Origin of the sequence: Pseudomonas sp. Z1-12 (genome assembly GCF_051132015.1) — a bacterium.
GTDB classification, from domain to species: Bacteria; Pseudomonadota; Gammaproteobacteria; order Pseudomonadales; family Pseudomonadaceae; genus Aquipseudomonas; species Aquipseudomonas zanjanensis.
This window is the reverse complement of record NZ_CP071647.1, coordinates 1,312,569-1,326,277: the sequence shown is the minus strand read 5'-3', so window position 1 is coordinate 1,326,277 and position 13,709 is coordinate 1,312,569. Positions and strand designations below refer to the sequence as shown.

The following is a 13,709-nucleotide window of genomic DNA, read 5'->3' as shown; positions in this document are numbered from 1 at the left end:
TCCCTCGCCACAGGTCCTGCGTTGTCTGGACTGAAGCCATCGCGAGCAAGCTCGCTCCCACAGGGGGTCGGTGTTGAATCCGGTATTCCGGTTCGATACAAATCCAGTGTGGGAGCGAGCTTGCTCGCGATGGCGCCCGTCCATCCCCCCCGAAAACCCGATAGAACTTCTCCCCCCGCCCTCGCCTCTACCTGACAAGCCCATCGCTCCGGTGACTGCATGGATCTTGTCATTGCCCGCCCCGAAGGCTTGTACTGCCCGCCCGGGGATTTCTACATCGACCCGTGGCGCGCGGTGGAACGCTCGGTCATCACCCACGCCCACGGCGACCATGCCCGCAGCGGCAACCAACACTACCTGGCGGCGGCACCTGGCGAAGGCATTCTGCGTTCCCGCCTGGGCCAGGACATCAACCTGCAAACCCTGCCCTACGGCGAACGCCTGCAACACCACGGCGTAACCTTGAGTTTCCACCCCGCCGGCCACGTCCTGGGCTCGGCCCAGGTGCGGCTGGAGTACCAAGGCGAGGTCTGGGTGGCGTCGGGGGACTACAAAGTCGAGCCTGACGGCACCTGCGCGCCGTTTGAACCGGTGAAGTGCCATACCTTCATCACCGAATCGACCTTCGGCCTGCCGATCTATCGTTGGCAACCCCAGGCGCAGGTCTTCGAGGAGATCAACCAGTGGTGGCGCGCAAACATTGCCGCCGGCCGGGCCAGCGTGTTGTTCTGTTATTCCTTCGGCAAGGCCCAGCGGATTCTTCACGGCATCGATGAAAGCCTCGGACCGATCCTCGCCCACGGCGCGGTGGAACCGCTGAACCGGGTCTATCGCGAGGCAGGCGTTCACCTGCCACCGACGCTCTACGCCGGCGATTTCAAAAAGAACGATCCAATCATGGGCCAGGCGCTGGTCATCGCCCCGCCCTCTGCCGGTGGCAGCAGCTGGATGCGCCGCTTCGGCGACTACAGCGACGCCTTCGCCAGTGGCTGGATGCGCCTGCGCGGTACGCGTCGGCGACGCGGCGTAGACCGAGGTTTCGTGCTGTCCGATCACGCCGACTGGCCTGGCCTGCTCTGGGCCATTGAACAGACCGGCGCCGAGCGGGTCATGGTCACCCACGGGTCGGTCGCCGTGTTGGTGCGCCACCTCTGCGAGCAAGGCCTCGACGCCCAGGGGTTCACCACGGAGTACGGCGACGATGAAGAAGACCTCGCCACGGCGGTCGACAGCGACGAGGCGGCGTCATGAAGGCCTTCGCCGAGCTGTACGCCGAACTGGACGCCACCACGTCCAGCAACGCCAAGCTTGCCGCCATGCAAGATTACTTCAGCAAGGCACCGCCGGAAGATGCCGCCTGGGCCGTGTATTTCCTCTCCGGTGGGCGTCCGCGGCAGTTGGTGCCGGTAAAAATCCTCCGGGATTTGGCGGTCCAGGTCTGCGGGTTGTCGCTCTGGCTGTTCGAGGAAAGTTATCAGGCCGTAGGCGACCTGGCCGAAACCATTTCGTTAGTCTTGCCTGAATCGCCCCACAGCTCCGATGAAGGCCTGGCGCTGTGGGTCGAGGAGAAACTGCTGCCGTTGCGCGGTGAATCGCCTGAAGTCCTGGCTGAACGGCTTCCGGCGCTATGGGCGCAGCTCGACCGACCGAGCCTGATGCTCTGCATCAAACTCATCACCGGCAGTTTCCGCGTCGGCGTGTCCAAGCTCTTGGTGACCCGGGCCCTGGCGAGCATGGCCGGGCTGGACAGCAAACGGGTGGCCCAGCGACTGGTGGGCTACACCGATCTGTCCCATCGCCCCACGGCGGCCAGCTACCTCAAGCTGATCGCCGCCGAATCCGACGATGAGCATGCCCAGCGCGGCGGCCAGCCTTATCCGTTTTTCCTCGCCCATGGGTTGTCCGCGCCCGTGGAGCAATTCGACGCGTTGCTGGGGCCCGCCAGTGACTGGCAGGTGGAGTGGAAATGGGATGGGATCCGCGCCCAGGTGATCAAGCGCGACGACCATTTGTGGGTCTGGTCCCGAGGCGAGGACTTGGTCACTGAACGTTTTCCGGAATTGCACTCATTGGCCCAGGCGCTGCCTGACGGCACGGTGATCGATGGTGAAATCGTGGTCTGGAAAGCCCCGCAGTCAGTCACCGAGGACGCCTTCGACCCCGACGCACCGCTGCAACCGGCAGTGCAACCCTTCGCCCTGTTGCAGCAGCGCATCGGGCGCAAGACCCTGGGCAAGAAAATCCTCGATGACGCCCCCGTGGTGGTGATGGCCTACGACCTGCTGGAATGGCAAGGCGAGGACTGGCGCAGCCGCCCCCAAGCCGAGCGGCGCGAACAACTGGAGGCGCTGATCGCCCGTCTCCACAGCCCGGTGTTGTTGCCCTCACCCATTGTCACCGGCCAGGACTGGCTCGACCTCGCCCGGCAGCGCGAAGCCTCTCGCAGCCTCGGTGTCGAAGGGATGATGCTCAAGGCCCGCAACGCGCTGTACGGCGTTGGCCGGACCAAGGACATGGGCGTGTGGTGGAAATGGAAGATCGACCCGTTCAGCGTCGACGCGGTGCTGATCTACGCCCAGCGCGGTCACGGTCGGCGCGCCAGCCTGTACAGCGACTACACCTTCGCGGTGTGGGACAACCCGCCGGGCAGTCGCGAACGCACCCTCGTGCCGTTCGCCAAGGCCTATTCAGGCCTGACCGATGCCGAGATGCGCCAGGTCGACAGCATCGTGCGCAAGACCACCGTGGAGAAGTTCGGCCCGGTGAGCAGCGTCACGCCCACCCTGGTGTTCGAACTGGGCTTCGAAGGCATCGCCCTGTCCAAGCGCCACAAGAGCGGGATCGCCGTGCGCTTTCCGCGAATGTTGCGCTGGCGCCAGGACAAGAGCGTCGACGAAGCCGACACATTGGCAACGCTCCAGGACCTGCTGAAATAACACCGCTCCCTCGCCACAAAAGTGCGGTGCCAACGAACAGCACGCTCCATCCCGGTGCGCTTTTTGATGTACGCTCAGCCTCGCGCACCATCGCGTTCCGTCTTTCGCCACCCGTGCTTTTAAAACACCTGTTCGGCACTATGGTGCGGAAATTGCTACCTTTATGCCGTCATACCGTTCAGACCTTCACCGGTAACAATCTTACGCGCCACAAGCGCTCAAATTGGTTTTAGGGACTCAATAATGAAAAAAGCACTGCTGACCCTTTCTGCACTGGCGTTGTGCATGGCCGCTGGCGTTGCCACGGCCAAGGAATACAAGGAACTGCGTTTTGGTGTCGACCCTTCCTACGCTCCGTTCGAGTCCAAGGCCGCCGACGGCAGCCTGGTGGGTTTCGACATCGACCTGGGCAATGCGATCTGCGAAGAGCTGAAGGTCAAATGCAAATGGGTTGAAAGCGATTTCGACGGCATGATCCCGGGCCTGAAGGCCAATAAATTCGACGGCGTGATCTCCTCCATGACCGTTACCCCGGCCCGTGAAAAGGCTATCGACTTCTCCAGCGAGCTGTTCTCCGGCCCAACGGCCTATGTCTTCAAGAAGGGCTCGGGCCTGAGCGAAGACGTTGCCTCGCTCAAAGGCAAGACCGTCGGCTACGAGCAAGGCACCATCCAGGAAGCCTACGCCAAGGCCGTGCTGGACAAGGCCGGCGTCAAGACCCAGGCCTATCAGAACCAGGACCAGGTTTATTCCGACCTGACCTCCGGCCGCCTCGACGCCGCGATCCAGGACATGCTCCAGGCTGAGCTGGGTTTCCTGAAGTCGCCAAAAGGCGAAGGCTATGAAGTCAGCAAGCCAGTGGACAGCGAACTCCTGCCATCCAAGACCGCCATCGGTATCAAGAAAGGTAACAAAGAGCTGAAGGCCCTTTTGGATAAAGGTATCAAAGCGTTACACGACGACGGCAAATACGCCGAGATCCAGAAAAAACACTTTGGCGATCTGAATCTGTACAGCGGCAAATAATGCGCGGCGCCCACCCGATCTCGGGTGGGCGTCTTTTTTCTGCCAAAGGCAACGTCCATGTTCGAACAATTCCTACAAAGTCTGGGGCTCTCGGCCTTCAGCCTGCAGGGCTTTGGCCCGCTGCTGATGCAAGGCACCTGGATGACCATCAAGCTGTCGGCCCTGTCCTTGCTGTTGAGCGTCCTGCTCGGCCTGCTGGGCGCCAGCGCCAAGCTGTCCCGCGTCAAACTGCTGCGAATCCCCGCCCAGCTCTACACCACGCTGATCCGCGGCGTGCCGGACCTGGTGCTGATGCTGTTGATTTTCTACAGCCTGCAAACCTGGCTGACCTCGTTTACCGACTTCATGGAATGGGAATACATCGAGATCAACCCATTCGGCGCCGGGGTGATTACCCTCGGCTTCATCTATGGCGCGTACTTCACCGAAACCTTTCGCGGCGCGATCCTCGCGGTCCCCCGCGGCCAGGTCGAAGCCGCCACCGCCTATGGCCTCAAGCGTGGCCAGCGCTTTCGCTACGTCGTCTTTCCACAAATGATGCGCTTTGCCTTGCCGGGTATCGGCAACAACTGGATGGTGATGCTCAAGGCCACCGCGCTGGTGTCGATCATCGGCCTGGCCGACCTGGTCAAGGCGGCCCAGGACGCGGGCAAGAGCACCTACCAGCTGTTTTACTTCCTGGTGCTGGCGGCATTGATCTACCTGCTGATCACCAGCGCGTCCAACTTCATCCTGCGCTGGCTTGAACGCCGCTACGCCGCCGGAGCCCGGGAGGCGGTGCGATGATCGAACTCCTGCAAGAATACTGGCGGCCGTTTCTCTACAGCGATGGTGTCAACATCACCGGCCTGGCGATGACCCTGTGGCTGCTCAGCGCCTCGCTGCTGATCGGCTTCGTGGTGTCGATCCCGCTGTCCATCGCCCGGGTTTCCCCCAAGTTCTACGTCCGCTGGCCCGTGCAGTTCTACACCTACCTGTTCCGGGGCACGCCGCTCTATATCCAACTGCTGATCTGCTACACCGGCATCTACAGCATCGAGGCGGTGCGCGCCCAACCCATGCTCGACAGCTTCTTTCGCGATGCGATGAACTGCACGATCCTGGCCTTCGCCTTGAACACCTGCGCCTACACCACGGAAATTTTCGCCGGGGCAATTCGCAGCATGAACCATGGCGAAGTGGAAGCGGCCAAGGCCTACGGCCTGACCGGTTGGAAACTGTATGCCTATGTGATCATGCCGTCGGCCCTGCGCCGCTCGCTGCCGTACTACAGCAACGAAGTCATCTTGATGCTGCACTCGACGACCGTGGCGTTCACCGCTACCGTTCCAGACGTGCTGAAAGTCGCCCGGGATGCCAACTCGGCGACGTTCCTGACGTTCCAGTCGTTCGGGATCGCCGCGTTGATCTACCTGACCGTCACCTTTGCGCTGGTAGGCCTCTTCCGCCTCGCCGAACGCCGATGGCTGGCCTTCCTCGGGCCGACCCACTAAGGCTTTTGTTCCAGGACACACACGCACATGCGCCATCAGATCCATGACCTGCTGGCCCCGGTACCGGGGACAGCGCGCAAGATCCACAGCTTCCACTTCGGCCCGGAAAACGCCGTCGGCAAAATCTACATCCAGGCGTCCCTGCACGCCGATGAACTGCCGGGCATGCTGGTCGCCTGGCACCTCAAGCAACGCCTGGCCGAGCTCGAGGCGTCGGGCCACCTGCGGCACGAGATCGTGCTGGTGCCCGTCGCCAACCCCATCGGCCTTGAACAAGTGCTGATGGACGTGCCCCTGGGCCGCTACGAAACCGAGAGCGGGCAGAACTTCAACCGCCGCTTCGTCGACCTGAGCGAGGAGATCGGCAACGAGATCCAGGACCTGCTCACCGACGATCCGCAGCACAACCTGATGCTGATCCGCACCAGCCTGCGCGATGCCCTCGCCCGGCAAACCCCAGGTACGCAATTGCAATCCCTGCGCCTGGCCCTGCAGCGACTGGCCTGCGACGCCGACATGGTGCTGGACCTGCATTGCGACTTCGAAGCCGTGGCCCACCTCTACACCACGCCCGAAGCCTGGCCCCAGGTCGAGCCGCTGGCCCGCTACATCGGTGCCGAAGCCAGCCTGCTGGCAACCGATTCGGGCGGCCAGTCGTTCGACGAATGCTTCACCCTGCTCTGGTGGCAGCTCAAGGAACGCTTCGGCGACCGCTTCGAGATTCCCTTGGGCAGCTTTTCGGTCACCGTGGAGTTGCGCGGCCAGGGCGACGTCAACCACGGCTTGGCGAGCCTCGACTGCCAGGCCTTGATCGAGTACTTGATCCGCTTCGGCGCCATCGACGGCGAACCGATGCCCATGCCCGAGCTGCCCTACCCGGCCACGCCGCTGGCCGCGGTCGAGCCGGTGGCGACGCCCGTGGGCGGGTTGCTGGTCTACAGCGCCTTGCCCGGCGAATACCTGGAGGCGGGGCAACTGATCGCGGAAATCATCGACCCGATCAACGATACCGTCACCCCCGTTCATTGCCGTAACGCCGGGCTGCTGTACGCCCGTTCGCTGCGCCGCATGGCCACGGCCGGCATGGTGATCGCCCATGTCGCCGGCACCGAGGCCTACCGCAGCGGCTACCTACTTTCGCCTTGAGGATGCATGCTCCATGTACAAACTGACCATCGAAGGCCTGCATAAAAGCTATGGCGAACATGAAGTACTCAAGGGCGTTTCGCTCAAGGCCAAGACCGGCGACGTCATCAGTCTCATCGGTGCCAGCGGCTCGGGCAAGAGTACCTTCCTGCGCTGCATCAATTTCCTGGAACAACCCAACGATGGCGCCATGACCCTGGACGGTCAGTCGATCCAGATGATCAAGGACCGCCACGGCATGCACGTGGCCGACGCCGACGAACTGCAACGTATCCGCACGCGCCTGGCCATGGTGTTCCAGCACTTCAACCTGTGGAGCCACATGACCGTGCTGGAAAACATCACCATGGCACCGCGCCGGGTGCTGGGGGTGAGCAAGCAGGAAGCCGACGACCGTGCCCGACGTTACCTCGACAAGGTCGGCCTGCCAGCGCGGGTCGCCGAGCAGTACCCGGCGTTCCTCTCCGGCGGCCAGCAACAGCGGGTGGCCATTGCCCGTGCACTGGCAATGGAACCGGAGGTGATGCTGTTCGACGAACCCACCTCGGCACTGGACCCGGAGTTGGTGGGCGAAGTGCTGAAAGTGATCCAGGGCCTGGCTGAAGAAGGCCGGACCATGATCATGGTGACCCACGAAATGAGCTTCGCCCGCAAGGTCTCGAACCAGGTGCTGTTCCTGCACCAGGGCCTGGTGGAAGAGGAAGGCGCGCCGGAAGACGTGCTGGGCAATCCCACCAGCGAACGGCTCAAGCAGTTTCTCAGTGGCAACCTGAAATAGACCTCGGCCTCCCCTGAAAAGGAGGCGCCAGGTGCCAATGCCTGTCAGTTTAGAAACAAACGGCATAAAACCTGTGGGAGCGAGCTTGCTCGCGATAGCGGCAGAGTCGCCAATATCTTAGTCGGCTGGCTTACCGCAATCGCGAGCAAGCTTTGCTCCCACAGGTTTGCTGCTTAACTGACTGGCATTCGGCGCCAGGCGCTGCCTTTGTGGCGAGGGAGCTTGCTCCCGCTGGAGGCGCAGCCTCCCCTTGCAGCGTGTCATCCAGATCCAGAGGGCCGCTTCGCAGCCCAGCGGGAGCAAGCTCCCTCGCCACAAAAGCACGCTTGCCCCGATGTCCTGGATAAAACCTTTCCCATCTCGCCGTGGTCACTGGAAGAAGACCTTCAGGGCGCACGCGGCAGGCATGGCGACATCCAACAATTTCGCGAAACAGTGGTTCGATGCCCGCGGCTGGAAGCCATTCGCCTTTCAAAAGCAGGTATGGGCCGCGGTCAAGCGTGGGGAGTCCGGGCTGTTGCATGCCAGCACCGGTGCCGGCAAGACCTACGCCGTGTGGTTTGCCGCCCTCAACCGTTTCGCCCGCCCGACACCGCCGCCGGACAAACCGCGCAAACGCAAGCCGCCGGCCGAACCGCTGACAGTCCTGTGGATCACGCCGATGCGCGCCTTGGCGGCCGACACCGGCAAAGCCCTCGAAGCGCCCCTGACAGACCTGCAACTGCCGTGGAGTGTCGGCCTGCGCACCGGCGACACCAGCCCCAGTGAACGCGCCCGCCAGGGCCGGCGCCTGCCCACCGCGCTGATCACCACGCCCGAAAGCCTGACCCTTATGCTCGCCCGAGCCGACGCGCACGCCGCCGTCTCGACCCTGCGCATGGTGGTCGTGGATGAATGGCACGAGTTGCTCGGCAACAAACGGGGCGTGCAACTGCAACTGGCCCTGGCGCGCTTGCGGCACTGGCACCCCGAACTCATCGTTTGGGGCGTGTCCGCAACCCTGGGCAACCAGGCCCACGCCGAACAGGTGTTGATCCCGCAAGGCAACGGCGCCAGCGTGCAGGGCGCCAACGGCAAGGCGCTGCTGGTCGACACGCTGCTGCCTCCGGCCCTCGAACGTTTCCCGTGGGCTGGGCACATCGGCCTGAAGATGCTGCCCAAGGTCGTCGCCGAAATCGACGCCAGTCGCAGTTGCCTGGTCTTCACCAATACCCGGGCGCAGTCGGAAATCTGGTATCAGGCCATCCTTGAAGCAAGGCCCGACTGGGCCGGGCTGATCGCCCTGCACCATAGCTCGCTGTCCCGCGACACCCGGGATTGGGTGGAGCGTGCGTTGAAGGACGGCCAGCTCAAGGCGGTGGTCTGCACGTCGAGCCTGGACCTGGGGGTGGATTTCCTGCCGGTGGAACGGGTACTGCAGATCGGCTCGGCCAAGGGTGTGGCGCGGCTGATGCAACGGGCCGGGCGCTCCGGCCACGCACCGGGGCGGACCTCACGGGTGACGCTGGTGCCGACCCACAGCCTGGAATTGATCGAAGCCGCTGCCGCCCAGGACGCGGTGGCCCAACGACGCATCGAACCTCGCCTGTCACCCCACAAACCGCTGGATGTCCTGGTGCAGCATCTGGTGAGCATGGCCCTGGGCGGCGGCTTCGTTCCCGACGAGCTGTTCGCGGAGGTGCGGGGGGCCTGGGCCTATCGCGACCTCAACCCGGCCGAATGGGCCTGGGCCCTGGCCTTTGTACGCCATGGCGGTTTGTCACTGACCGCCTACCCCGATTACCGACGGGTCGAGCCGGACGAACACGGGATCTGGCGAGTCCCCGATGCGCGCCTGGCCCGGCGCCACCGCATGAGCATCGGCACGATCGTCAGCGATGCCAGCCTGCAATTGAAGTTCTGGAGCAAGGGCGGCGGCGGCAAGACCCTGGGCAGCGTCGAGGAAGGTTTCATCGCTCGCCTGCGCCCCGGTGACGGTTTCCTGTTCGCCGGGCGGCTGCTGGAATTGGTCCGGGTCGAAGACATGACCGCCTACGTGCGACGCAGCCAGGCCAAAAAGGCCGCCGTGCCACGTTGGAACGGTGGGCGCATGCCGCTCTCCAGTGAACTGGCGGCCGCCGTCGTGGCCCGTTTGAGCGAAGCCGCCGCCGGCCGCTTTGAGGGGCCGGAAATGCAAGCGGTGCAGCCCTTGCTGACGACCCAGCAACGCTGGTCCGGTTTGCCCACGCAGCACACCCTGCTGGCCGAATCCCTCAAATCCCGGGAAGGCTGGCACCTGTTCCTCTACCCGTTTGCCGGGCGCCAGGTTCATCTGGGCCTGGCCAGCCTGCTGGCCTGGCGCGTCAGTCGGCAACAGCCGGTGACGTTTTCCATTGCGGTCAACGATTACGGCCTGGAACTGCTCAGCGCCACGGCAGTGGATTGGTCGCACCACCTGACCCCGGGCCTGCTGAGCGTCGATCACCTGCTGGCCGACGTGCTCGCAAGCTTGAACGCTGGGGAACTGGCCCTCAGGCGCTTTCGCGAAATCGCCCGGATCGCCGGGCTGGTCTTCGCCGGCTATCCCGGTGCGCCAAAAAGCACCCGGCAAGTCCAGGCCTCCAGTGGCTTGTTCTTCCAAGTGTTCAAGCAATACGACGCCGACAATCTCTTGCTGGCCCAGGCCGGGGAGGAAGTCTTGCGTGAGGAACTGGATATCAATCGTTTGGAGCAGACCTTGCAACGCCTCAATACCTTGAAGCTGGACCTGCACAGGATCAAGCGCCCCACCCCGCTCGGCTTCCCGCTGCTGGTGGAGCGGTTCCGGGAAAGCATGAGCTCGGAAAAACTCGCCGACCGCATCCGGCGGATGGTCAACGAGTTGGAAAAGACCGCCGATCGCGGTGACGCCTGATGCCTGCGCCTTATCCCGTCAACCTCGCTGGGGAAGAACTCTGGCTGCTTCCGGAAAAAGCCCTGTACTGGCCCGCCCAGGAAACCTTGATGGTGGCCGACGTTCATTTTGGCAAGGCCGCCGCCTATCGCAGCCTCGGACAACCGGTGCCCCACGGCACCACCGCCAACAACATCGCTGTGCTGGATGGGTTACTGGCCAGCCTGGCGTGTCGACAGCTGATTTTCCTCGGGGACTTTCTCCACGGCCCGGGTTCTCACGCGCCCGGCACCCTGAAGGCCCTTTCCGATTGGCGTGCGCGACATCCGCACCTGGCCATGACGCTGATTCGTGGCAACCATGACAAGCGCGCCGGCGACCCACCGCCGGAGCTGAATATTCGCGTCGTACCGGAGCCGCTGCTGCTGGGCCCGTTCGCCGTGCAACACGAGCCCACTCCGCACGCCAGCCGCCATGTGCTGGCCGGTCACGTACACCCGGTCTATCACCTGAGCGGCAAGGGCCGACAACGGCTGCGCCTGGCCTGTTTCCGCCTGGGTAGCGAGATCAGCCTGCTACCGGCCTTCGGTGCGTTCACGGGCGGTTATCGAGTCGATCAGGACAACGATTGCAGGATTTTTGTCATTGGCGATAACGAGATATGGCCTGTCAGTTGAAGCCCTTCGCCATCGCTGGCAGGCCATCGTTTCATCAGGCAACAGGCGCAGGAGGCGGCTCGTCCGGCAGGGTGGGTTCGCCGGGTTCGGTAGGCTGTTCGTTAGGTGTATCGGGATCGGGCTGGCCGGGGATGCCGCCCGCCGCTTCGGCAGGATGGGCCAGCAATGACCAAGCCATGACGCCGATCTGATTGGGCTCAAGCCTTGCCAGTTCGGCACTGATTCGCGGATCGATCTTCATAGAGCTACTCCTGAGCGAGGGCCCGCTGCGCTGACGCAAAAAAAAACGGGCAGTACACCCCATAGAGTGCCTGCCCGCCCAGGAATTCCAACAGCTCGTCAGATTCAGGTACGCGGTAGGGTCACGCCGCGCTGGCCCTGGTACTTGCCGCCACGGTCCTTGTAGGACACTTCGCATTCTTCGTCGGATTCAAGGAACAGCATCTGCGCCACGCCTTCGTTGGCGTAGATTTTCGCCGGCAGGGTCGTGGTGTTGGAGAATTCCAGGGTCACGTGGCCTTCCCACTCGGGTTCCAGCGGCGTGACGTTGACGATGATGCCGCAACGGGCATAGGTGCTCTTGCCCAGGCAGATGGTCAGCACATTGCGCGGAATGCGGAAGTACTCGACGGTGCGGGCCAGGGCGAAGGAGTTCGGCGGGATGATGCACACGTCGCTCTTGACGTCGACGAAGCTCTTCTCGTCGAAGTTCTTCGGGTCGACCGTGGCCGAGTTGATGTTGGTGAACACCTTGAATTCGTCGGCGCAGCGCACGTCGTAGCCGTAGCTGGAGACGCCGAAGGAGATCAGCCGGTCGGCGCCTTCGCCACGCATCTGGCGCTCGACGAAGGGCTCGATCATGCCGTGCTCTTGCGCCATGCGGCGAATCCACTTGTCCGATTTGATGCTCATGGCGGTTTCCTGAGATAGCGAGGTGGAAAAAATACGTCCGGCATCTTACCGGGGCGCGGGGCAGGGTTCAAAGCGCGTCACGCAAATCTCGCCGATCCACCTTGATTTCCGGGTCCTGCCGGCCATCGCCCGCGCCGTCAGTCACCAAATAAGAGAAACCTTCGCAAAGACCATTGGCACATTCTGGAAAAAGGGTTAAGGTGGCGCCACTGTGTTGCTTGTGTCACTGAGAATCTCTACACGATATGTTGAATTTCGATCCAACCATCTACAAGAATTTTTCCTGCTCTTTGCACTCAGTCTCGGCCAGGGTTCTTCCTGAGTCGCAGTTATCTTTGTTCAAGGAGTTACACCATGTCTAATCGCCAAACCGGTACCGTTAAGTGGTTCAACGATGAAAAAGGCTTCGGCTTCATCACCCCACAATCCGGTGACGACCTGTTCGTTCACTTCAAAGCTATCCAATCCGACGGCTTCAAAAGCCTGAAAGAAGGCCAACAGGTTTCTTTCATCGCTACCCGCGGTCAGAAAGGCATGCAAGCTGAAGAAGTTCAAGTTATCTAACTTGTCCTTGCTTTAGTAAAAGGCCCCGCCCTCAAAAGCGGGGCTTTTTTGTGCCTGTGTGTTTTGCAGGCACAAAAACTGTGGGAGCGAGCTTGCTCGCGATAGCGGCCGGTCAGTCAACAATGATGCTGCTGACCCACCGCAATCGCGAGCAAGCTCGCTCCCACAGGAGGGTTCGTTGATTAGCCTGGGATCACCAGGTCACGCCAAACCCCGCCGTGTAGCGCGTCTTGCTCAGGTCGCTGTCCTCGGTGCCCTCGATGACATCCTTCTCGGCCTTGAGATTGAGCGATGCCCAGTCGGTGACCTTGTAGCGAAGCCCCATCTCGGCGTCATAGGCGTACTCCGCCACGCCGGACAGCGGCTTGCCCACTTCGCCGTTGGTGAAGAACTCGACGCGCTTGCCGATCAGGTAGCGGTTGTAATCCCACTTCATCGCCACGGAGTAGAAGTTGTCCTTGCCGCCGTCGCGGTACTCATAGTCGGTGCGGTTGAGCAGCGAACCCAGGGAGAACGCCCCCAGTTCGTCATCCCAGAACTGGTAGCCCGGACCGGTACCCACTACGCGCTGGCGCGCCAGGTCTTCGACTTTGTCGCGTTTGTAATTCAGGCGACCTTGCCAGAACCATTTGTCGGTAATGAACCGGTCGAGGGAATACTCCAGGCGCCAGTTATCGGCGGACACGACGTCATCCTGGAATTCACGGTTGTATTCGCCTTCAGCAGTGTGCCGCCATCTGCCGTGGCGTGCCGAAGTCTTGAAATCAATGTCGTAATCGTCGGTATCGGCTTCCGCACGCTGGTAATCCAGCGCGGCATCGACATTGCCTTTCCACACCAGGTCCTCGACCACCGGCTTGGGCTTGAGGATCTGCTGGATACTGGCCAGCTCGACGGTCTTGGGCCCATCACCGTTGGCCAACGTAACCTTGCCATCCTCGGCCGCCTGCAGCGCCTTGGCTTTCTCGCCGGTGTAGGCATCCTGCTTGACCAGGAGTTGCTGGTCACTCTCCAGGGTCTTGACCTGTTTCCAGTCAATGGGAATCGCGCCGGCATAATCGGTCTGGATCAGCAACTTGCCGCCATCGAAAACGGTAATCTTGCCACTGAGTTTGTCCCCATTCTTCAACCAGACAGTGTCGGCGAGTAGGGGCATGGAGACGCTGGCAACAGCCAGGCAGAGCAGGGTTCTAGACAACATAAGCGATAAAGGGCTCAAGTTTGCAGTGAAAAGGCGGCATTATCCCCCAGGATGACACCTCAGCAAGGACTGACCTGTGTAGGACTGATGAGTTCATTTCTCAA

13 protein-coding genes are annotated in these 13,709 nt (G+C 62.3%); 10 read left to right on the top strand and 3 right to left on the bottom strand.

The genetic code is table 11. The features are described 5' to 3' along the window. The first annotated feature begins 219 nt into the window (after positions 1-219). The 9 genes from J3P85_RS05815 to pdeM all read left to right on the top strand — a co-directional run bounded on the left by J3P85_RS05815 (position 220) and on the right by pdeM (position 10,928). Positions 220-1,251, top strand: coding sequence for a ligase-associated DNA damage response exonuclease (locus J3P85_RS05815; RefSeq protein ID WP_434705178.1), 1,032 nt, complete (start codon positions 220-222; stop codon positions 1,249-1,251). Beyond that, positions 1,248-2,936: an ATP-dependent DNA ligase gene (locus J3P85_RS05810; protein WP_434705177.1), complete on the top strand. Its 1,689-nt coding sequence runs from the start codon at positions 1,248-1,250 to the stop codon at positions 2,934-2,936. The genes J3P85_RS05815 and J3P85_RS05810 overlap by 4 nt, the downstream gene beginning before the upstream one ends. Before the next feature lie 243 nt (positions 2,937-3,179). Beyond that, entirely contained in the window at positions 3,180-3,962 is a 783-nt protein-coding gene (locus J3P85_RS05805) for a transporter substrate-binding domain-containing protein (protein ID WP_434572005.1), read from the top strand. A 57-nt stretch (positions 3,963-4,019) separates the two neighbouring features. Continuing rightward, the gene (locus J3P85_RS05800; RefSeq protein WP_053118993.1) at positions 4,020-4,748 is read left to right on the top strand and encodes an ABC transporter permease; all 729 of its coding nucleotides are present in this window, start codon (positions 4,020-4,022) and stop codon (positions 4,746-4,748) included. Further along, positions 4,745-5,455 carry an ABC transporter permease gene (locus J3P85_RS05795; protein ID WP_053118991.1) on the top strand — a complete coding sequence of 237 codons (711 nt, stop codon included), beginning with the start codon at positions 4,745-4,747 and terminating at the stop codon, positions 5,453-5,455. The genes J3P85_RS05800 and J3P85_RS05795 overlap by 4 nt, the downstream gene beginning before the upstream one ends. 27 nt (positions 5,456-5,482) lie before the next feature. After that, on the top strand, positions 5,483-6,601 hold the full coding sequence (locus J3P85_RS05790; RefSeq protein ID WP_434705176.1) for a succinylglutamate desuccinylase/aspartoacylase family protein: 1,119 nt from the start codon (positions 5,483-5,485) through the stop codon (positions 6,599-6,601). Between the two features lie 13 nt (positions 6,602-6,614). Continuing rightward, on the top strand, positions 6,615-7,379 hold the full coding sequence (locus J3P85_RS05785; RefSeq protein WP_186708405.1) for an ABC transporter ATP-binding protein: 765 nt from the start codon (positions 6,615-6,617) through the stop codon (positions 7,377-7,379). 406 nt (positions 7,380-7,785) lie between these two features. Next, a complete protein-coding gene (locus J3P85_RS05780; RefSeq protein WP_434705175.1) occupies positions 7,786-10,272 on the top strand; it encodes a ligase-associated DNA damage response DEXH box helicase in 2,487 nt (828 codons plus the stop codon). Next, positions 10,272-10,928, top strand: a complete 657-nt coding sequence (gene pdeM, locus J3P85_RS05775) for a ligase-associated DNA damage response endonuclease PdeM (RefSeq protein WP_434705174.1) — start codon at positions 10,272-10,274, stop codon at positions 10,926-10,928. The genes J3P85_RS05780 and pdeM overlap by 1 nt, the downstream gene beginning before the upstream one ends. Before the next feature lie 34 nt (positions 10,929-10,962). Here the strand turns inward: pdeM and J3P85_RS05770 are convergent, their stop codons facing one another. Beyond that, positions 10,963-11,169 carry a hypothetical protein gene (locus tag J3P85_RS05770; protein WP_041022879.1) on the bottom strand — a complete coding sequence of 69 codons (207 nt, stop codon included), beginning with the start codon at positions 11,167-11,169 and terminating at the stop codon, positions 10,963-10,965. Positions 11,170-11,273: 104 nt separating this feature from the next. After that, a complete protein-coding gene (gene dcd / locus J3P85_RS05765; RefSeq protein WP_003184751.1) occupies positions 11,274-11,840 on the bottom strand; it encodes a dCTP deaminase in 567 nt (188 codons plus the stop codon). 354 nt (positions 11,841-12,194) lie between these two features. On the opposite strand from dcd, the gene J3P85_RS05760 reads away from it, so the two are divergent. Beyond that, the gene (locus J3P85_RS05760) at positions 12,195-12,404 is read left to right on the top strand and encodes a cold-shock protein (protein ID WP_002554837.1); all 210 of its coding nucleotides are present in this window, start codon (positions 12,195-12,197) and stop codon (positions 12,402-12,404) included. A gap of 193 nt (positions 12,405-12,597) precedes the next feature. On the opposite strand, the gene J3P85_RS05755 is transcribed toward J3P85_RS05760, so the two are convergent. Then, positions 12,598-13,605, bottom strand: coding sequence for a DUF481 domain-containing protein (locus J3P85_RS05755; protein ID WP_434705173.1), 1,008 nt, complete (start codon positions 13,603-13,605; stop codon positions 12,598-12,600). Between the last annotated feature and the right edge of the window lie 104 nt (positions 13,606-13,709).